Below are 18,487 nucleotides of genomic sequence, written 5' to 3'. Positions count from 1 at the left end.
GCCGGTGGGGCGGCCGCGCGAATTTCGACAGCAACCATCTTGCATGGGATCGGCGTAAGCGGAGTAAGCGCTGAAGCGCTAACCCCGATCGACAGGAGCATCGAGCGATGACGAAACAGGACAACCCGGCTCGCGGGCCGGCGCCGGACGACGACGCGGCCCCGTCCGCCGGCGAACACGGCGCGCGCAGCGGCATGTCGCGGCGGCGCTTCTTGCAGTCGGCCGGCGCATCGGGCCTCGCGGCGGCGGGCGGCGGCCTCGTGCCGGCCGCATCCGCACAGGCAGCGGACGCGCCGCCGGCGGACACCGCTGCGGCCGCCGACACGGCCGCGCGCGACGGTTATCCGGTGCGGCTCATGGTGAACGGCGTCGAACGCCGGCTGCGCGTCGCGCCGAATGCGATCCTGCTTGACGTGCTGCGCGACGAACTCCAACTGACCGGCACGAAAAAGGGCTGCGACCACGGCCAGTGCGGCGCGTGCACGGTGCACGTGAACGGCGTGTCGGTGAACTCGTGCCTGTCGCTCGCGGTGATGCACGACGGCGACGCCGTGACGACCGTCGAGGGGCTGTCGCGCAACGGCCGCCTGCATCCGGTGCAGCAGGCGTTCTGGGATCACGACGCGTACCAGTGCGGCTACTGCACCGCCGGCCAGATGATGAGCGCGGCCGCGGTGATCGCGGACACGCGCATCCCCGCCGACGACCATTCGCTGCGCGAAGCGATGAGCGGCAATATCTGCCGCTGCGGCGCGTACAAAAACATCGTCGCGGCGATCCAGCAGGCGCGCGGCACGACGCGGAGGGCCGGCTGATGCGAACCTTCGACTACGTCCGCGCGACCGGCATCGACCACGCGCTCGCCGCGTTCGCGGCTCCTCCGCCCGGCGGTGACGCGGTGTTCCTCGCGGGCGGCACGACGCTGCTCGACCTGATGAAACTCGACGTGATGCGCCCGGCGCGGGTCGTCGACATTCACCGGCTCGGCCTCGACCGCATCGACGTGCTCGACGACGGCCGCGTGCGCGTCGGCGCGATGGTCACGAACACGGATCTCGCGCGCAACGAGTCCATCCGCCGCGCGTATCCGGTGCTGTCGCAGGCGCTGCTGTCCGGCGCGAGCACGCAGCTGCGCAACAAGGCGACGACGGCCGGCAACCTCATGCAGCGCGTGCGCTGCGGGTACTTCCGCGACGGCGTGTCCGCGTGCAACAAGCGCGAACCCGGCTCGGGCTGCGCGGCGGTCGGCGGCGCGAACCGCAACGTGCATGCCGTGCTCGGCGGCTCGGACCAGTGTTTCGCCGCGCATCCGTCCGACATGTGCGTCGCGATGGCCGCGATCGGCGCGACGATCCGCGTGCAGGGGCCGAGCGGCGAGCGCGACATCGCGTTCGGCGATTTCCATCTGCTGCCCGGCGCGACGCCGTGGAAGGAACACGCGCTCGCGGACGGCGAAATCATCACGCACGTGACGCTCGACGCGCCGCTCGCGCACGGCCGCTCCGCGTATCTGAAGCTGCGCGACCGCGCGTCGTATCAGTTCGCGCTCGCATCGAGCGCGGCGATTCTCGTGGTCGACGGCGGCACGATCCGCGATGCGCGGCTCGCGCTCGGCGGCGTCGCGACGAAACCGTGGCGCGCGACGAACGCCGAAGCGGCGCTGAAGGGCCAGCCGGCCACCGTCGAAACGTTTCAGCGCGCGGCGGCGGTCGCGTTCGACGGCGCGCGCTCCTATGGACAGAACGGCTTCAAGATCGCGCTGGGCCAACAGGCGATCGTGCGCAACCTGTCGTCGCTCGCCGGCTGAGGGAAACATGAACATGAATGAACCGACTACCCCGCAAAGCGTCGGGCAATCGCTGCGGCGCGTCGACGGCCGGCTGAAGGTGACCGGCGCGGCCCTCTACACGGCGGACCGCAACCCGCCCGGCATGGTGTACGCATACGGCGTGTTCAGCACGGTCGCGAGCGGCCGCGTGCTGCGCATCGACACGACCGACGCGCGCCGCGTGCCCGGCGTGATCGACATCTTTCATCACGAGCATTTCCCGCGCCTTTATCGCGCGCCGCGCTCCGCGATCTCGCCGGCCACGATCCTCACGTCGACCGTCACCGACGAAAGCCGGCTGCCGTTCGAGGACGCGACCGTTCGCTACGCGGGCCAGTTCGTCGCGCTCGTCGTCGCGGACACGTTCGAGCACGCGCGCGAAGCCGCGTTCCGCGTGCACGTCGACTACGCGACGAACAAGGCGCTCGCCGGGCTCGACCAGGGGCTCGCGGCCGGCGAGCCGCGCGACGGCGGGCGCGGCCATTCGCGCGGCGACCCGCAGCCCGCCTTCGACGGCGCGCCGCACCGGATCGACCTCGCGTACCGCACGCCGGTCGAAACGCACAACCCGATGGAACTGCACGCGAGCGTCGCGTCGTGGCAGGGCGATTCGCTGCATCTGTACGAGGCGTCGCAGGGTGTAACGGTTCACCGCAACACGATCGCGCGCGTGTTCGGCCTCACGCCGGAACAGGTGACGGTCGAAGCGCCGTTCATCGGCTCCGGGTTCGGCAGCAAGCTGTTCATGTGGCCGCATTCGGTCGCCGCGAGCGCGGCGTCGCGCGCGGTCGGGCGTCCGGTGAAACTGGTCGTGCCGCGCGCGCAGATGTTCACGACGACCGGCCATAGGCCGGAAACGTTACAACGGCTGCGCCTGTCCGCCGACGCGGACGGCAGGCTCACGTCGCTGCGGCACGAGTCGGTGAACACGACGTCGTTCACCGACCAGTACACCGAGAACTGCGGAGGCGTGTCGCGTTCGCTGTACTCGTGTCCGAACGTGCTGGTCAGTCATCGCACGATCCAGGTGAACCACGGCTCGCCGACGTCGATGCGCGCGCCGGGCGCGGCGCCCGGACTTTTTGCGCTCGAATCCGCGATCGACGAACTCGCGGAGCAGGCCGGCATGGACCCGATGCAGTTCCGGCTGCTGAACATTTCGACGCGCGACGAGGCGGCGAACCTGCCGTGGTCGAGCAACCATCTGCGCGAAGCGATCGGGCAGGGCGCAGAGCGGTTCGGCTGGGCGCGGCGCGACCCGCGCATCGGCGCGATGCGCGACGGCCACGAGGTGATCGGCTACGGGATGGCCGCGTGCAACTGGGACGCGTACCGCACGCCGGCCGAGGCGCGCGTGCAGTTGCGCGACGACGGCACCGCATCGGTCACGTGCGCGATCCAGGACATCGGCACCGGCACGTACACGATCGCCGCGCAGGTCGTCGCGGAACTGACCGGGCTGCCGGTCGAGCGGATCGAGGTGAAGCTGGGCGACTCGTCGTTCCCGGCCGCGCCGGTATCCGGCGGATCGTGGGCGACCGCGAGCGTGATGCCGGCGATCGCGGAGGCGACCCGCAACGCGATCGCGCAACTGCGCACGTTCGCGACCGCGAGCAATGCGATCTTCGCGGGCGACAAGCCGGAGTCGATCCGCTTCGAGCAGGGCCGTCTGATCAGCGGCGCGCGCCCGGTGGATTTCGCCGCGGTGCTGAAAGCGCAGCGGCTCGCGAACGCGGAAGGCTACGCGCACACGCAGGGCGCGCCGACCGGCCAGTATTCGTTCCGCTCGTTCGGCGCGCATTTCGTCGAGGTGCGCTGGGACCCGGGCATCTCGCATCTGCGCGTCGCGCGCGTGGTCAGCGCGATCGACGTCGGCCGCGTCGTCAACCCGCTGACCGCGCGCAACCAGGTCGAAGGCGCGGTCGTGATGGGCGTCGGGATGGCGTTGTTCGAGGCGACCGAATACGACTCGCGCACCGGCGTGCCGGCGAACAACAACTACGCGGAATATCCGGTGCCGGTGCATGCGGACCAGCCGGACATCGACGTGATCCTGCTCGACTATCCGGACTTCGCGCTGAACGAGTTCGGCGCGCGCGGGATCGGCGAGATCGGCATCACCGGCCTCGCGGCGGCGGTCGCGAACGCGGTGCATCACGCAACCGGCAAGCGGATTCGCGATCTGCCCATCACGCTCGACAAGCTGATCGACGTCGAGCATCCGTTCAGCGCGTGACGGGCGTGCGGCGGCGATCCAATGGAAACGTCGCCGCGCATCGAAGCCGCGTTACATGCTTGTGCTTCGAAGAAGCCCCGCGCCGGATCGTGAACGTCCTCGCGCCGCGCGAGCGGCCGGGATATCAACCCGTCAGCAGATCGGCTTCCGGATGCGCGGGCGTCCACTCCTCGCGCAGGAAGTCGATCAGCGCGCGCAGCTTCGCCGGCACGCGGCGGCGCGACGCGTAATACAGCGTGAAGCCGGGCAGCGGCGGACTCCAGTCCGCGAGCAGCCGCACGAGCCGGCCCTGTTCGACGAGGCGCTCGACGTAGCCGTTGATCATGTAGACGATCCCGATGCCGTCGAGCGCCGCCTGCACGAGCGCCGCCGAATCGTTGACGATCAACTGGCCGTTCACCGCGAGGTCGATTGCTTCGCCATCCTTGCTGAACGACCAGCGTTCGATCTGGCCGCTCGTGCGGTGGCGGAACGACACGCACTCGTGGTTCATCAACTCGCGCGGATGCGCGGGCGTGCCGCGCCGCTGCAGATAGTCGGGCGCCGCGAGTATCCATGCGGCGATCGGCGGCCCGACCTTCACCGCGACCATGTCGCGCTCGACGAGATCGCCGAACCGGATGCCCGCGTCGAAGCCGCGCCCGACGATATCGACGAGCGTGTTGTCGATGCACAGGTCGATGCGGATATCGGGGTAACGGTCGAGGAAGCGGCGCAGCACCGGCTGCATCACGATCATCTGCCCGGCGCGCGCGACGTTGATGCGCAGCACGCCGGCAGGCCGCTCGGCGGCGGAGCCGAGTTCCTCGGACGCGAGGACCAGTTCGCGCACGGCCGGGCCGATCCGTTCGAAATACGTTTCGCCTGCTTCGGTGAGGCTGACGCCGCGCGTGTTGCGGTTGAACAGCGCGAGGCCGGTCCGGCGTTCGAGATTGCGGATCGCCTGGCTGACCGCGGAAGGGGACACGCCGAGCTTGATCGCCGCGGCGGAGAAGCCTTTTTCTTCGGCGACCGCGATGAACGTCGCGATGCCGTCGAGATAATCCTGTTGCATGCGGGCACTCCGGAATGCAGATGTGCCGGGCCGGAGTCCGGCGGTTCGGCTGAAGTTGCGCGTCGGATGATAGCAGCTATGGCTGCGATGCCGCGCGGGGCTTACTTTCCGGTAGGTCGCTTACTTTCTCGTGCGTTCTTGCTGCGCGAGCGGGGCGCGCGGACAATCTCCGGACTGTCGTTTGTTACGAATCTGCCACGAGGACCCATGCGAAATGAGCGTGCCGCTACCCGAATCCATCACCGCGTTTTTTCATGCGAGCAACGACGGCACCGCAGCCGCGCCGCTGAAAAACGCGTTCACCGCAAACGCGGCCGTCGTTGACGAACACCAGACCCATCAGGGTTACGAAGCGATCGAAGCGTGGCTGGCCGATGCGCAGCGCAAATACGCGTACACGGTCGAGCCGCTGTCCGCGACGACGGACGGCGACACCATCACCGTGCTCGCGCGCTGCGCCGGCAACTTTCCGGGCAGCCCGGTGCAGCTCGAACACGTGTTCAAACTGTCCGGCGACCGCATCGCACGCCTGGAGATCCGCTGATGACGACTCGACTCGAACTGGCGGGCAAACGCGCGCTGATTACCGCCGGAACGAAGGGAATCGGCCATGCGGTGGTCGAACGGTTCCGCGAACTCGGCGCGACCGTGTTGACGACCGCGCGTTCGCAGCCCGCAACCATGCCCGATGAGATGTTCGTCGCGGCCGACCTGACCACCGTCGAGGGCTGCGAAGCGACGGCGCGGGCGGTGAACGACCGGCTCGGCGGCGTGGATATCGTCGTGCACGTGCTCGGCGGATCGTCCGCGCCCGCCGGCGGCTTCGCGGCTTTGAGCGACGCCGAATGGCAAAAGGAATTGAACCTGAACCTGTTCCCGGCCGTGCGGCTCGATCGCGCGCTGCTGCCCGGCATGCTCGCGCAACGCGCGGGCGTGATCGTCCACGTGACGTCGATCCAGCACCGGATGCCGCTGCCCGAATCGACGACCGCGTATGCGGCGGCGAAGGCCGCGTTGTCCACGTACAGCAAGAGCCTGTCGAAAGAGGTGACGCCGCAGGGCGTGCGCGTGGTGCGCGTCTGTCCGGGCTGGGTGGAAACCGACGCGGCGGTCGCGCTCGCGCAGCGTCTCGCGGACGACGCCGGCACCGACTATGAAGGCGGCAAGCAGATCATCATGAACGCGCTCGGCGGCATTCCGCTCGGCCGTCCGGCGAAACCCGCCGAAGTCGCGGACCTGATCGCGTTCGTCGCGTCGCCGCGCGCGTCCGCGATCAGCGGCGTCGAATACGTGATCGACGGCGGAACGGTGCCGACCGCTTGACGCCGCGCGCGGAAATCGTTTCAACCGGCGGATAAACCCGGCATCGCGTCAAAACGCGCCCGCGAAAACGGGCGCGCTCGACCTCAGATGAACGTAAAGACCTGCTCGCGCGGCAAACGGGACTTCGGAAGCGCGGCGTTGAAATCCTGCTCGCTGCGATAACCGAACGACGCCAGCACGACGCTCGTCAGGCCGCGTTCGCGCAGCCCCAGTTCGAGGTCGAGCGCGCGGGCGTCGAAGCCTTCCATCGGCGTCGCGTCGATGCCGAGCATCGCCGCGCCGAGCAGCAGGCCGCCGAGCGCGAGGTACACCTGCTTCTCCATCCACTGCGGGATGTCGCGCTGTTCGTAGCGATGGATGTCCACGTACGAGCGGCGGCTCTTGTCCTGCCCGGCCTTCGCGCCTTCGATCCGGAAGCGGCCGTCGCGCTCTTCCTGCGCGAGGATCGCGGCCAGATGCGCGTCGTCGATGTCGCTGTGCATGCACAGCGCGATCACGTGCGACGCGTTCAGCACCTTCGGCTCGTTGTACGCGAACGCGCCGGTGGTCGCCTTCGCGATCCGCGCGCGGCCCTCGGGCGTCGATGCGACGACGTAGTGCCACGGCTGCGAGTTCACGGACGACGGGCTTTGATGCAGCACCGACAGCAGCGCGTCGATCTGCTCCTGCGGCAGCGGGCGGCCGCCCTCGAAGGCCTTGACGGTGTGGCGCGCGTGAACGGCATCGGACAGGTTCATGACTGACTCCTTGTTTGAGAGGTAAAAAAAAACGGAATGCGGGCGGTTCAGCGCGTCGGCGCGGGCGGCGCGTCGATGCGCACGCGAAACAGCGCATACGGCTTGCGGCGCAGGTCCTTGCCGCCGTGGAAGCCGGGCTGCCGGTGCAACTGGTTCGCGGTGAAGTACAGGTAGCCGTCGGGGCCGACGGACAGCGTGTCGGGCCACAGCACGCGCGGGTCGTGCACGATCGTCGTCCAGCCGCCGTGCGGCGCGAGCCGGCGGATCGAATCGTGTTCGTAGTCGCCCGCGTACACCGCGCCGTTCGCGTCGGATTCGAGGCCGTCCGATGCGCCTTTTTCGCCGAGGTCCTTCACCGCGGCCGCGAGTTGCGGCTCGCTGACCGACGCGTCGCGCAGCAGCGCGGTCGGCACTGCGTACAGATGGCGGCTCGACAGCGGGCAGTAGTAGAGCGTCTTGCCGTCCGGCGACAACGCGATGCCGTCCGACGCGACGACGAACGGTTTCGTGTTGCCCTTCGCGTCGCGCTGCATCAGCGCGTCGCCTTCGACGACCGGCACGAACGACGTATCGGCGGACGTGGACGGATCACCGGTCAGCCGCCGCATCGCGCTGCCGGTATCGAGGTCGATCACGATGATGCCGCCGACGCCGCTCAGCGACGAGTCCGTCACGTACGCGACGCCGGCCCGGCCGAGGCGGAAGTCGAAGCGCACGTCGTCCACGTAGGTCTGCGCGCGCATCACGTTGGCCGGGAACACCACCGTCTTCACGATCCGGTTGGTCTTCAGGTCGATCGCGACCAGCTTCGCGCCGCCTTCGACCGGGCTCGAAAAGTTTGGCGCGGCGGTGTCGAGCACCCACACGCGGCCCTGGCCGTCCGCGACCACGCTCTGCACGCTCAGGAAGTGATCGGCCGGATGCCGGTCGTCCGCGCGGTTCACCGCGGCGTCCGGATACGGCACGACCTTGCCGTCGCGCAATTCGCCGACCGTGAACGGCACGTCGTCGCCCCAGCGCGGGAAGTTCACGAAGATGCGGCCGGTTTCGGTCACCGTCACGCCGGTCGGCATCGGGCCGTCGAAGGTCGCGACCGTTTCCAGCGCGCCGTATGCGCGCTCGGCCGCGAGCGGCGCGGCATTGCCTTGCGCGGCGAAGCTGCTCGCGGCGGACGCCATGGCGGCGAGTGCGAACGCGAGGGTCCGCGCGCGCCGCGCGAAGCGCGCGGGCGACCCCGACGCGTTGAAATGCGAATCAGGCATGATTTGTCCTGTCGGGGCGCGGCGCGCCGCAGCGCGGCCGCGGGTTGTCCGAACCGGTTTCGCCGCCGCGCTCAGAAGCCTTCGAGCACGATCTTGCCGCGCGAGCGGCCGCTTTCGATCAGCGCATGCGCGCGGCGCAGGTTGTCCGCGTCGATCCGGCCGAAGTGCTCGCCGGTCGTCGTGCGCAGCGTGCCCGCGTCGATCAGCGCGGCGACGCGCTCCAGGATCTCGTGCTGGCGGATCATGTCCGGCGTCTCGAACAGCGAGCGCGTGAACATCAGCTCCCAGTGCAGCGACACCGCCTTGCGCTTCAGCGGCACCGCGTCGAGCGTGTCGGGGTCGTCGATCACGCCGAGCCGGCCCTGCGGCGCGAGCGCCTCGACGATCTGCGGATAGTGGCTGTCGGTCTGCGTGAGGCTCGCGACGTAACGCACGCTCGGCACGCCGAGCGCGCGCAGCCCTTCGAGCAGCGGCCGCGAATGGTCGATCACGTCGTGCGCGCCGAGCGCCTCGACCCATGCGCGCGTTTCCGGACGCGACGCGGTGCCGATCACGCGCAGCTTCGTCAGCTGGCTTGCCAGTTGCGTGAGCATCGAGCCGACGCCGCCGGCCGCGCCGACGATCAGCAGCGCATCGCCTGCGCCGCCGCCCTCGGTGACGCCGAGCCGGTCGAACAGCAGTTCCCACGCGGTCAGCGACGTGAGCGGCAGCGCGGCGGCGTCCGCGTCGGAGAGCGACGACGGTTTGCGGCCCGCGATGCGTTCGTCGACGAGCCCGTATTCCGCATATGCGCCCGGCCGCGCGATCGAGCCCGCGTAGAACACGTCGTCGCCCGGCTTGAACATCGACACGTCCGCGCCGACCGCCTCGACCGTGCCGACCGCGTCCCAGCCGAGCACGCGCGGCTTGTCGGTCGGCGAGCCGGCGCGGACCTTCGTGTCGACCGGGTTGACCGCGATCGCGCGGATCTTCACGAGCAGGTCGCGCGGACCCGGCTCGGGTTTCGGCAACTGCGTTTCGAACAGCGACTGCGGGTTGTCCGCGGCGAGGCCGTGCTGCGTGTACACGATGGCTTTCATGCTGGGCTCCATGCGTTGGGGTTCGGTAACGGCCGTGGCCGGGAAGCGGAAAGAAGCGGCCGGCCGTCGGGCATGGACAGCATCATCGGTTCTGCGCGGCTTTCGAAAAACCGGGACAATCGGGCAGGACTTTCACTGCAGGAATGAAAATGATCCGATTCGACGACCTTGCGCTGTTCGCGAGAACCGCGGCGCTCGGCAGCTTCTCGAACGCGGCGCGCGAGGCCGGACTGCTGCCGGGGCAGGTCAGCGCCGCGATCCAGCGGCTGGAGCGCGAACTGGACATCCGCCTGTTCGCGCGCTCGACCCGCAGCCTGCGGCTCACGGCCGAGGGGGAGCAGTACCTGCCGTACGCGGAGGAAGTGCTGTCGACGCTGAAGGAGGGGCGCGAGCGCCTGCACGGCGAGCGCCATGCGCTGCAGGGGACGCTGAAGATCGCCGCGCCGTCCGACCTCGGGCGCAACGTGCTGCTGCCGTGGATCACCGGGTTCCGCGAAGCGCATCCGAAGCTGGTGCTGAAGCTGTTCCTGTCGGACCACGTGGCCGACGTGTTCCGCGACCCGGTCGACATCGCGATCCGCTACGGCGTGGCCGGCAACGCGAGTTACGTCGAACTGCCGCTCGCGGCGAACAACCGGCGCGTGCTGGTCGCGTCGCCGCGGTATCTGGAGCAGCACGGCCGGCCGGCGACGCTCGACGAACTGGTGATGCACCAGTGCCTGCCGTTTTTTCTCGGCGGGCGCGTGTACGACCGCTGGGCGTTTCCGGCGAGCGGCGTGCGCCGCACGGTGACGGTGAAGGGCGCGCTGCTGTGCGACGACGCGGACATCGCGCGGCGCTGGGCCGTCGATGGGCGCGGGATCGCGTACAAGTCGTGGATCGACGTGTGCGACGACGTGGTCGCGGGGCGGCTCGAAGTGCTGCTGCCGGACCAGCCGGGCGAGGTCGCGCCGCTGAATCTCGTCTGTCCGCATCGGCGGCAGTTCTCGCCGGCGGTGCGTTATCTGCATGCGGCGCTGCGCGAGCGGATTCTCGCGATGACCGCCGCGATGCGCGAGCATGCGGCGTTTCAGGACGCGTAAGCGAAGGAGCGGGCGAGGGCGCTTGCGGCCGTTCGGGGCAAGCGCCGCGCAGCCGCCAAGCGTGCCCAGCGAAACGCCGACGCCCTGCGCGACAGCGACGCGACGCAGCCATGTCGCCGCGCGCGGCGGATTGCGGCGACGGCGTAACGGCGCGCGGCGGCATGACGGCCCGCCGCGCGCAGCGGCGTTCGCGCGCGCCGGTCAGAACAGCTGGCGCAGTTGCAGCGAGCCGGTCTGCGACACGAAGTGCGAACCGGCCTGCAGGTCGTAACGCGCGGTGAGGCTCAGATTGTTCGCGCGCAGCAGCGTGACACCGAGTTGCAGGTTCGCGAGGTCCGACACCGGCGACGCGCCGACCGTCGTGAACGCCGTTTCGCCGACCGGGTCCGCCGCGAAACGCGCGCCGGTGACGGCGCGGTCGTGGTCGTACTCGTGGGTCCACTGCACCTTCAGGTACGGAATGATGTCGCCGTAGCGGCTCGTGAAGCCCTTTTCGAGCTTCACGCCCGCGTTGCTGCGCACCGACGTGCTGTGCGACGCATCGACCGCGAGCGCCGCGCCGTTGCCGCCGCTCTCGGTGTACGCGTTCTGGTGCAGGTAGCTGTACGCGAGGCTGACGAGCGGCGTCAGCGTGAAGCCGCCGAGCGCGAGCGGGTAGCCGAACTCGGCGCTCGCCGCGTACTGCTGGCCGTTGAACTGGCCGTTCGCGGCGCCCGAGAAGCCGTCGAAGCCGATTTCGCGGGTCGAGTCATAGCGTTGCAGCGTGACGCTCGCCGCGAGGTTCACGTACCACGGCTCGCCGCTGTAGCTCGCGTAGCCGATCAGGCCGTAGCCGTTCACGCGCGTCGAGTCGCCCGCGCTGTCGTCGGTGTTGTTGACGGCGGTGTTCGTGTAGCTGAACGCGCCGCCCGCGCGCCAGCGTTCGCCGAACGCGCGGTCCGCGCCGACCAGCAGGCCGCCGTAGTTCGCGCTGTAGCCGTCCACGTTGTCGTCGATCCCCTGGCTCGCGTGGCCGCCGAAACCCTGGCCCCATACGCCCCAGCCCGGACCCGCGTCGCCGGTTGCGATGCCGGTCGCGCCGGCCGCCTGCGCGACGCGCAGGCTGTCCGCGTGCGACGTGGCCACGTTCATCGCGTCGAACGTCGGCGCGGCCGCCGCGCGGCTCGACGACAACTGCGCGGCCGGCGCGAGCTGCGCGCCCGCGCGCGTCGCTTCGCTCTTCGTGCCGAGACTGAGCGCGGTCGCCGCGTTGAACAGGTTCAGCAGCGCCGGGCTCACGCCCGAGTAGTGCGACAGCCCGGACAGCGACGCCGAGGCGTTCGGCGTCGTCGCGAGATTGCCCGCCGGCTGGCCGGCGAGGTTCACGACGAGGTCGCTGCGGCCGTTCACGCTGACCTGCTGGCCGAACAGCAGGCCGTCGAAACCCGCCGCCGAGTAGTTCAGCGTGCCGGCGTTGTAGTCCGTGCCGCTGGCCGACGCGTCCGCGACGACGAACCGCTGGCCCGCCGCGAACCCGTAGCTGCCGGTCTTCACGAGCGACACCGACGAGCCGGCGTCCATCGTCGCGCTACCGGCCACGACGAGGCGGCCGTAGCCGCTGTCGGCGCCCGCGTTGCCGGTCGCGACCGCGTTGTTGCCGACGCCGATGCGCAGCGTCGCGTCCGCGCTCTGGCTGTAATTGCCGCCGACCGACAGCGTGCCGCCGCCGCTGCCCGGCGCGACCGCGCCCTGGTTCGCGACGTTGCCGGCGATCGTGCCGTAGCCCGCGAGCGTCGCGCCCGCGTTCACCTGCACGTCGCCGGTCAGCGACGCGTGCGAGCCCGCCGCGCTGCCGACCTGCAGCGTGCCGGCCGACACGAGCGTGCCGCCCGAATAGGTGTTCGCGCCGTCCAGCACCAGCGTGCCGGTGCCGGTCTTGGCGACGCCGAAGACGGCGCCCGCCGCGTTGCCCGCTTCGCCGATCGCGCCGGCCTGGGTCGCGACGTCCGAGCCGTCCACTTCGAACGCCGTATTGCTGCCGAGCTTCACCGCGTTCGCGACGTCGACGCCGTTGCGGTAGCCGACCGTCGCGCCGTCGAGCGTGTTCAGCGTGCCGGTGCCGAGCGCGCTGCTGTTCGCGAGTACGAGCGTGCCGCCGTCGAGCGTGGTGTCGCCGGCATAGCTGTTCGCGCCGGACAGCACGACCGTGCCCGCGCCGATCGCCACGCTCGCGAAGTTCGAGATCGAGCCGCCATAGCTGAACGTGCCGCCGGCGCCCGGCACGATCGTCAGCGTGCTGGTGCCGGTGCCGCCGGAGATGTCGCCGTTGATGGCCGCCGCGCCGCCGAGAATCTGCAGGCTGCTGTTGCCGCTGCCGAGATCGACCGCCTTGCCGCTCGCGTCCGCGGTGATCGTGCCGTAGTCGATCACCGTCGCGTCGTTCGCGCCGGTGTTGACGGCCGCGGCCGTCGCGCCGCCGCCTTCGAGCACGCCGCCCGCGAGGTTCGTGATCGTCAGCGAGAACGGGCTGGCCGCGCCGGTCACCGCGATCGCGGAGTCGCTGTCGCCCCGGATGAGCCCGCTGTTCACGATCGACGTGTTGCCGTAGATGCCCTGGACCGCAATCGGGTCGCCGCTCGTCGGGTCCTTGTCGAGGCCCGCGAGCGTGATGCCGCGGCCGGTGCCGCTGTTGGCCGTGCCGTCCGCGTTGGTGGCCGAGTTCTTGCCCTCGATCACGCCGCTGTTCACGATCGTGCCGCCGCCGACCGTCACGCCTTCGCTGACGTCGTCGTACGAGTGCGTCGATACGATCGTGCCGGTGTTCGTCAGGTTCACGAGGCCGTCCACATCCACGCCGTCGCCGTCGGCCGTCACGCCGTTGCCGGAGATCGTGCCGTGGTTCACGATCGTCACGACCTCGTTCGCGTTGAAGCCGTCCACGTTGATGCCCGAGCCGTTGTCACCCTGGATCGTGCCGCCCTTGTTGTTCGTCACGTTCAGGATGAAGGTGCCGTCGGTCGTCACGTCCGAATTGCCGCCGGTAATGCCGTGGCGCGCGCCTTCGATGAGGCCGGTGCCGGCGGTGGTCGCGGTGCCGGTCGTCGCGTTGACGATCGTGATGCCGCTGTTGCTCTGCGCGTCGACGCCGTCGCTCGAACTGTCGCTGCCCGGCAGGTTCATCGAGCGGATCGTGCCGTCGTTGTACACGAAGCCGTTCACGCCGGGACGCACCGCGTCGGCCTCGGTCGCGAGAATCTGGCCGGTCGCGTAGTTGTACAGCACGTTGCTGCCCTTGGTGATCGCGTTGAAGTCGATCGCCTGCGCGCCGCCCGCCGACACGTTGTTCGAGATCAGCGTGCCGGAGTTGTAGAACGTGACGTTGCTGTCCTTCTTGTTCATCTGTATCACGTCGTCGTCGGTCGATTCGATCGTCGCGCCCGCGTTGTTCGTGACCGTCAGCGTGAGGCCGCCGGTGTTGTCGCGGATCGCGCGGCCGGTGCCGGTCTGCTCGATGGTGCCGCTGTTGGTGATCGTCGCGTCGCCGGTCACGGTGATCGCCACCGAGTCGTCGGACACGTTCAGCGTGCCGCCCGCGTTCACGACGCCGCTCGAACCGCCGTCGCCGAGCGTCTGCGCGTTCGTGTTCGTCTGGCCGTCGGTCACGGTGAACGATGTCGGAGCGGACTTCGCGGCCGCGTAGTTCTGGGCGAATACGGTGAGGGTGCCGAGCACGGCGAGGAGAATCTGTTTTTTCTTCATCGGTCTGTCGTAGCGTGCGGTCGCAGGCAGCGCCGCAGTCGTTCGTTATCGGCCATGCGCGGGGGAAGGCGGGCGGACACGCGTCCTGCCGCATCGCGCGCGGTAAGGGAATCGCAAGGGCGCAGCGCGGATGCCGCTGCGTGACGCAGGTTGCCGCCGGTGGGCGGAGAGGACGACCGCCGATTGTGTGCCGCCGGTGTGACAGGATTGTTAACGTTTGGCAGCGCCTGGGATCGGGGAGGGCGCGCGGCCGCCCGGATTGCCGCGCGCGTCGCCTCGACCGCGGAGGACGACGAAGCGATTCTTCACACCCATGCAGGCACGCAAGCGTCTGTACGCGCCGAACGTGCGCCGGCCCGCATTGCCGCGCAGGTTCGCGCGGCCGCGCGCGGCGAACCGGCTATCATGGCCACGGCTCTGCGCGCGGCGGACAGCGCGGGCGCAGACGTTTCCACGCGATCGGGAGACGGTATGAGTCGGAACGTGGTCGATTTCGCACGCCGCATCCGGCGCAGCGAGGGCTTCAAGTCTCTGGTCGCGACGCCGGGGCGGCTCGCGATCCGCGCGCAGCAGCGCCTGAACCACGGCGTGTTCTCGATCGAGATCCGCGAGATTTCCGGTTTTTTCTCGGTGCTGCAGATGGTGCTGTTCGTGTTGATGTACTGCGACGAAAAGCATCTGTTTCCCGACATCTCCGCGCGCGGGAAGATCTACGGCGACCCGTCCGGCCGGACCGACTGGTTCGGCGCGCTGTTCGAGCCGGTCGGACGCGGCGCGGCCCCTTCGCCGGCGCGTAAGGTCAGGACCTCGAAGGTCGCGGACCTCGTCCATCTCGGCTTCCGGAAGCGTTACGAGCGGCGGCTCACGATCGACGACGCGAACCGGCTGTTCCTGTCGTATTACCGGCCTTCGGCGTCGGTGACGGAGGAGGTCGATGCGCTGTGCCGGTCGCTCGATATCGGCGCGACGACGCTCGGCGTCCACTTTCGCGGCACCGACAAGAAGCTCGAAGCGGTTCCGGTGTCGTGGCAGGATTTCTGCGCGCTCGTTGCGAGCGTGCTGCGCGAGAACCCGCAACTGACGAACGTGTTCGTGTCGAGCGACGAAGCCGCGTTCATCGACTACTTCACCGCGCAGCCGTTCGGCGTGCCGGTCCACGTGGCACCGGCGCGGCATCTGGCAAGCGGCGGCCTGCCGGTGCATTTCTCCGGGCATCCGGGCCTTGCGATCGCGCGCGAGGCGCTGGTCGCGTGCCTGCTGCTGTCGCGGTGCGGCTATCTGGTGAAAACGCCGTCGTATCTGTCCGGGTGGTCGAAAATCTTCAATCCGGCGTTGCCGGTCAGGCTCGCGTCGCCGCCGCGGCCCGACGCATTCTGGTTTCCGGACAGCCAGTTGTGGACCGAATCGGCATCCGCCGCCGCCGCGCAAGCGCCGGCGGCCGGCGAAGACGCATTCGCGAACGCGAGTCCGAACGGGGCTTGATTCCGCGCTGTTCCGACGGCCGGAGGCGCGCTGGAAAAGCGCCGGGCGTTGGGGCCGCGGCTGCGGCAGGTTGCCCGCGTGCACGGCCGCTTGCGGCGATCGACGCGATAATACGGCTTCCGCGTGGCCGAACCGGAATCGACTTGCCGCACCCGCATCGGGCGGGGTGCTTCAGCATCGAGGCCGAGGCCGCCGTTCCGTCGGAGGCGCACCGTGACGTTGGCGTTGAAGAAACTGCTCCTGATTCCGGTTCTGCTGATCGCGATCGCGCCGGGCATCGCGCGCAGCGCGCAGGTGGACGACCAGTCCGATCCGCAGGCGCTGATCCGCACCGCGACCCAGCAGGTGCTGGACGAAGTCCGCGAGCGGGCGATCGCGCCGACCGACATTCCGCGCATCCGCGCGGTCGTGAACCGGGACATCCTGCCGTATGTCGATTTCCGGCGCACGACGCAACTGTCGATGGGGCGCCACTGGCGCAGCGCGACGCCCGCGCAGCGGGACAAGGTGACCGAGCAGTTCCAGTTGCTGCTGATTCACCTTTATTCGGGCGCGCTCGCGCAACTGAAACCGGACCAGCAGATTCAATATCCGCCGATGCGCGTATCGGCGTCGGAGACGGACGTCGTCGTGCGGACCGTCGCGCTGGCGAACGGGAAACAGTACGAGATCGACTACCGGCTGTACCGGACGCCGGCGGGCTGGCGCGTATACGACCTGAACGTGCTGGGCGCGTGGCTGATCCAGACCTACCGGCAGCAGTTCAACGAGACGATCCAGCAGAGCGGCGTGGACGGGTTGATCCGGTTTCTCGTCCAGCGGAATACGGAACTGGCTGCCGGCGGGGGCAACGGCTGACGGGTTTCGTTGCCATGCCGGCCCGGCCGATCAGCCGGGATCAATCCGCGACGAGAAATTTCGAGCGGTCGGCCTCGTCCTTGATCCAGTTCGGCGGTTTGCCGCGTCCGGACCATTCCTTGCCGCTGACGGGATCGCGGTAGCGGGCCGGCGCCTTCGTTTTTTCGTCCGGCGCGTGGCCGCCGACCTCGGTCAGCGTGATTCGGTGAGCCTGCATCTTGCGGACTATCTCATCGAGCACGCTCAGCCGTTCTTCCTTGAACGCCTCTTCGAGCTGCGCATTGAGTTCGTCGCGCTGCGCGATCAATTCCTTGTAGCTGGCCATTGCGGTTGACTGTGATGGTCGGTTGGGTTGAGCGGGAGCGTTGGGAGTTTAACGCGTTCGGGGTGAGGTTTAGGGAGTTGATGAGGGAGCGGTGTTGCTTCTGATGTCTCCGCCAAGTTGAACCTGTCCACCTCGCGCATCGTCATCGTGATCGTCCCAGTCGCGTTCATCGCCGGCTCCCAGAGCGGATGTCCGGCGTTCAAACTACCTAAAACACGACATTTCTATTTAGCGGAAACCCGACATTTCTATTTGGGACCTACATCTGAAATGTTGATAATTTGTGTTATGTAAAATTAAGGAAATTGCCAAAACGATAAAACCTGACGGATTACGTTGGATTATCAACGAAAGCGCGGGTGGCAGACCAGAGCCCACCACCCGCTTCCCCCACGATTACTGCGCCAGCCGCGACTTCAACTCGCCGCCCATCGCCTTCATCGCCGCCTTCGTCGGCGCATCGTCAGCCAGCGCGTTCAGCAGACCGAAGTCGTGAATCGTGCCGTTGTACCGCGTGGTCGTCGCCTCGACGCCGGCGGCGTCGAGCTTGCGCCCATACGCTTCGCCCTCGTCACGCAGCACGTCGAACTGCGCGACCTGGATCAGCGCCGGCGGCAGCCCCTTCAGCTCCGACGCCGGCGCACGCAGCGGCGACGCGTAGATCTCGTTGCGCTGCTTGTCGCTCTTCGTGTACGCGTCCCAGAACCACTTCATCATCGGCCGCGTCAGGAAGTGTCCCTGCTGATACGCGTTGTACGAGCCGTCGTTGAAGTTGTGGTCGGTGACCGGCCACAGCAGCCCCTGGAAGCGGATCGCCGGGCCGCCCTTGTCCTTCGCCATCAGCGCGACCACCGTCGCCATGTTGCCGCCGACGCTGTTGCCGACCACCGCGAGCCGGCTGCCGTCCACGCCGATCTCGTCGCCGTGCGCCGCGACCCACTTCGTCGCCGCATACGCCTGATTGATCGCGACCGGATACTGCGCTTCCGGCGACGGCGTGTAGTTCACGAACACGGCCACCGCGCCCGACTGCACGACGAGGTCGCGCACCAGACGCTCGTGCGTCGGGAAGTCGCCGAGAATCCAGCCGCCGCCATGGAAGAACATGAACACCGGCAGCGTGCCCGTCGCGCCTTGCGGGCGGACGATCGTGACCGGCACGCTGAGGCCGTCCTGCTCGATCGTGCGGTTCGACACGTCGATGCCGGACAGGTCGACCTTCACGCCGTTCTGCGCGTCGGTCAGCACCTGGCGCGCCTTCACGGGCGGCAGCGTTTCGAGGCCGGGGCCTTTCTGGCTGTTCAGCGCGTCGAGCAGGTGCGTCGTCGCGGCGTCGGGCGTCGCGGGTGCCGCCGGGCCGGCGGCGAATGCGGCGGACGATGCGGCGACAGCGGCGGCGATGAGCAGGGGCTTCAGGACTTTCATGGCGAACTCTCTTATCTGGTCAGTACGTGAATGAAGGAATGGTTTGAGCGATGGCGAG

General features: G+C 68.8%; 15 protein-coding genes. 8 read left to right on the top strand and 7 right to left on the bottom strand.

The genetic code is table 11. The features are described 5' to 3' along the window. Positions 1 to 107 precede the first annotated feature (107 nt). Genes BLV92_RS26605 through BLV92_RS26595 form a run of 3 tightly spaced genes read left to right on the top strand, consistent with a single transcriptional unit; the run spans position 108 to position 4,064 of the window. Positions 108 to 815 carry a (2Fe-2S)-binding protein gene (locus BLV92_RS26605; RefSeq protein WP_090550963.1) on the top strand — a complete coding sequence of 236 codons (708 nt, stop codon included), beginning with the start codon at positions 108 to 110 and terminating at the stop codon, positions 813 to 815. After that, complete coding sequence (locus BLV92_RS26600) at positions 815 to 1,807, top strand: FAD binding domain-containing protein (RefSeq protein ID WP_090550962.1); 993 nt, start codon at positions 815 to 817, stop codon at positions 1,805 to 1,807. Before BLV92_RS26605 ends, BLV92_RS26600 begins: the two co-directional genes overlap by 1 nt. Before the next feature lie 7 nt (positions 1,808 to 1,814). Further along, positions 1,815 to 4,064 carry a xanthine dehydrogenase family protein molybdopterin-binding subunit gene (locus BLV92_RS26595; RefSeq protein ID WP_441339234.1) on the top strand — a complete coding sequence of 750 codons (2,250 nt, stop codon included), beginning with the start codon at positions 1,815 to 1,817 and terminating at the stop codon, positions 4,062 to 4,064. Between the two features lie 124 nt (positions 4,065 to 4,188). On the opposite strand, the gene BLV92_RS26590 is transcribed toward BLV92_RS26595, so the two are convergent. After that, positions 4,189 to 5,118 carry a LysR family transcriptional regulator gene (locus tag BLV92_RS26590; RefSeq protein WP_090550959.1) on the bottom strand — a complete coding sequence of 310 codons (930 nt, stop codon included), beginning with the start codon at positions 5,116 to 5,118 and terminating at the stop codon, positions 4,189 to 4,191. Between the two features lie 214 nt (positions 5,119 to 5,332). Between BLV92_RS26590 and BLV92_RS26585 the strand changes: the two genes are divergently transcribed. Continuing rightward, complete coding sequence (locus tag BLV92_RS26585) at positions 5,333 to 5,662, top strand: nuclear transport factor 2 family protein (protein ID WP_090550957.1); 330 nt, start codon at positions 5,333 to 5,335, stop codon at positions 5,660 to 5,662. Next, a complete protein-coding gene (locus tag BLV92_RS26580; RefSeq protein ID WP_090550954.1) occupies positions 5,662 to 6,441 on the top strand; it encodes an SDR family oxidoreductase in 780 nt (259 codons plus the stop codon). The genes BLV92_RS26585 and BLV92_RS26580 overlap by 1 nt, the downstream gene beginning before the upstream one ends. An 83-nt stretch (positions 6,442 to 6,524) precedes the next feature. Here BLV92_RS26580 and nfsB read toward each other — a convergent pair whose 3' ends face one another. The 3 genes from nfsB to BLV92_RS26565 form a co-directional block, all read right to left on the bottom strand. Beyond that, a complete protein-coding gene (gene nfsB, locus BLV92_RS26575) occupies positions 6,525 to 7,178 on the bottom strand; it encodes an oxygen-insensitive NAD(P)H nitroreductase (protein WP_090550953.1) in 654 nt (217 codons plus the stop codon). A 47-nt stretch (positions 7,179 to 7,225) separates the two neighbouring features. Then, on the bottom strand, positions 7,226 to 8,440 hold the full coding sequence (locus BLV92_RS26570; RefSeq protein WP_090550950.1) for an SMP-30/gluconolactonase/LRE family protein: 1,215 nt from the start codon (positions 8,438 to 8,440) through the stop codon (positions 7,226 to 7,228). A 71-nt stretch (positions 8,441 to 8,511) separates the two neighbouring features. Then, on the bottom strand, positions 8,512 to 9,519 hold the full coding sequence (locus BLV92_RS26565; RefSeq protein WP_090550948.1) for a zinc-binding alcohol dehydrogenase family protein: 1,008 nt from the start codon (positions 9,517 to 9,519) through the stop codon (positions 8,512 to 8,514). Between the two features lie 149 nt (positions 9,520 to 9,668). On the opposite strand from BLV92_RS26565, the gene BLV92_RS26560 reads away from it, so the two are divergent. Further along, positions 9,669 to 10,601 carry a LysR family transcriptional regulator gene (locus tag BLV92_RS26560; RefSeq protein WP_090550945.1) on the top strand — a complete coding sequence of 311 codons (933 nt, stop codon included), beginning with the start codon at positions 9,669 to 9,671 and terminating at the stop codon, positions 10,599 to 10,601. Between the two features lie 201 nt (positions 10,602 to 10,802). On the opposite strand, the gene BLV92_RS26555 is transcribed toward BLV92_RS26560, so the two are convergent. Continuing rightward, complete coding sequence (locus BLV92_RS26555) at positions 10,803 to 14,339, bottom strand: autotransporter domain-containing protein (protein ID WP_090550942.1); 3,537 nt, start codon at positions 14,337 to 14,339, stop codon at positions 10,803 to 10,805. Between the two features lie 471 nt (positions 14,340 to 14,810). On the opposite strand from BLV92_RS26555, the gene BLV92_RS26550 reads away from it, so the two are divergent. Both BLV92_RS26550 and BLV92_RS26545 read left to right on the top strand, forming a co-directional pair. Next, a complete protein-coding gene (locus BLV92_RS26550) occupies positions 14,811 to 15,821 on the top strand; it encodes an O-fucosyltransferase family protein (RefSeq protein WP_090550940.1) in 1,011 nt (336 codons plus the stop codon). 225 nt (positions 15,822 to 16,046) lie between these two features. Beyond that, positions 16,047 to 16,679 (top strand): MlaC/ttg2D family ABC transporter substrate-binding protein, encoded by a 633-nt coding sequence (locus BLV92_RS26545; RefSeq protein WP_090551488.1) that lies wholly within the window; start codon positions 16,047 to 16,049, stop codon positions 16,677 to 16,679. A 40-nt stretch (positions 16,680 to 16,719) separates the two neighbouring features. Here the strand turns inward: BLV92_RS26545 and BLV92_RS26540 are convergent, their stop codons facing one another. Both BLV92_RS26540 and BLV92_RS26535 read right to left on the bottom strand, forming a co-directional pair. After that, positions 16,720 to 17,004, bottom strand: coding sequence for an H-NS histone family protein (locus tag BLV92_RS26540; protein ID WP_090550937.1), 285 nt, complete (start codon positions 17,002 to 17,004; stop codon positions 16,720 to 16,722). A gap of 396 nt (positions 17,005 to 17,400) precedes the next feature. Beyond that, complete coding sequence (locus BLV92_RS26535) at positions 17,401 to 18,429, bottom strand: alpha/beta hydrolase (RefSeq protein ID WP_090550936.1); 1,029 nt, start codon at positions 18,427 to 18,429, stop codon at positions 17,401 to 17,403. Positions 18,430 to 18,487: the final 58 nt, after the last annotated feature.

This window comes from Paraburkholderia caballeronis (assembly GCF_900104845.1).
Taxonomy (GTDB): domain Bacteria; phylum Pseudomonadota; class Gammaproteobacteria; order Burkholderiales; family Burkholderiaceae; genus Paraburkholderia; species Paraburkholderia caballeronis.
The sequence above is the reverse complement of the archived record's forward strand: the minus strand, read 5'-3'. Positions and strand labels throughout refer to the sequence as shown.

What these genes read in the sequence shown, in the direction of transcription:
- BLV92_RS26560 (WP_090550945.1), top strand. Translation starts at nt 9,669, where the DNA reads ATGATCCGATTCGACGACCTTGCGCTGTTCGCGAGAACCGCGGCGCTC.
- BLV92_RS26565 (WP_090550948.1), bottom strand. Translation starts at nt 9,519, where the DNA reads ATGAAAGCCATCGTGTACACGCAGCACGGCCTCGCCGCGGACAACCCG.
- BLV92_RS26590 (WP_090550959.1), bottom strand. Translation starts at nt 5,118, where the DNA reads ATGCAACAGGATTATCTCGACGGCATCGCGACGTTCATCGCGGTCGCC.
- BLV92_RS26550 (WP_090550940.1), top strand. Translation starts at nt 14,811, where the DNA reads ATGAGTCGGAACGTGGTCGATTTCGCACGCCGCATCCGGCGCAGCGAG.
- BLV92_RS26580 (WP_090550954.1), top strand. Translation starts at nt 5,662, where the DNA reads ATGACGACTCGACTCGAACTGGCGGGCAAACGCGCGCTGATTACCGCC.
- BLV92_RS26600 (WP_090550962.1), top strand. Translation starts at nt 815, where the DNA reads ATGCGAACCTTCGACTACGTCCGCGCGACCGGCATCGACCACGCGCTC.
- BLV92_RS26605 (WP_090550963.1), top strand. Translation starts at nt 108, where the DNA reads ATGACGAAACAGGACAACCCGGCTCGCGGGCCGGCGCCGGACGACGAC.
- BLV92_RS26570 (WP_090550950.1), bottom strand. Translation starts at nt 8,440, where the DNA reads ATGCCTGATTCGCATTTCAACGCGTCGGGGTCGCCCGCGCGCTTCGCG.
- BLV92_RS26535 (WP_090550936.1), bottom strand. Translation starts at nt 18,429, where the DNA reads ATGAAAGTCCTGAAGCCCCTGCTCATCGCCGCCGCTGTCGCCGCATCG.
- BLV92_RS26595 (WP_441339234.1), top strand. Translation starts at nt 1,815, where the DNA reads ATGAACATGAATGAACCGACTACCCCGCAAAGCGTCGGGCAATCGCTG.
- BLV92_RS26585 (WP_090550957.1), top strand. Translation starts at nt 5,333, where the DNA reads ATGAGCGTGCCGCTACCCGAATCCATCACCGCGTTTTTTCATGCGAGC.
- BLV92_RS26555 (WP_090550942.1), bottom strand. Translation starts at nt 14,339, where the DNA reads ATGAAGAAAAAACAGATTCTCCTCGCCGTGCTCGGCACCCTCACCGTA.
- nfsB (WP_090550953.1), bottom strand. Translation starts at nt 7,178, where the DNA reads ATGAACCTGTCCGATGCCGTTCACGCGCGCCACACCGTCAAGGCCTTC.
- BLV92_RS26540 (WP_090550937.1), bottom strand. Translation starts at nt 17,004, where the DNA reads ATGGCCAGCTACAAGGAATTGATCGCGCAGCGCGACGAACTCAATGCG.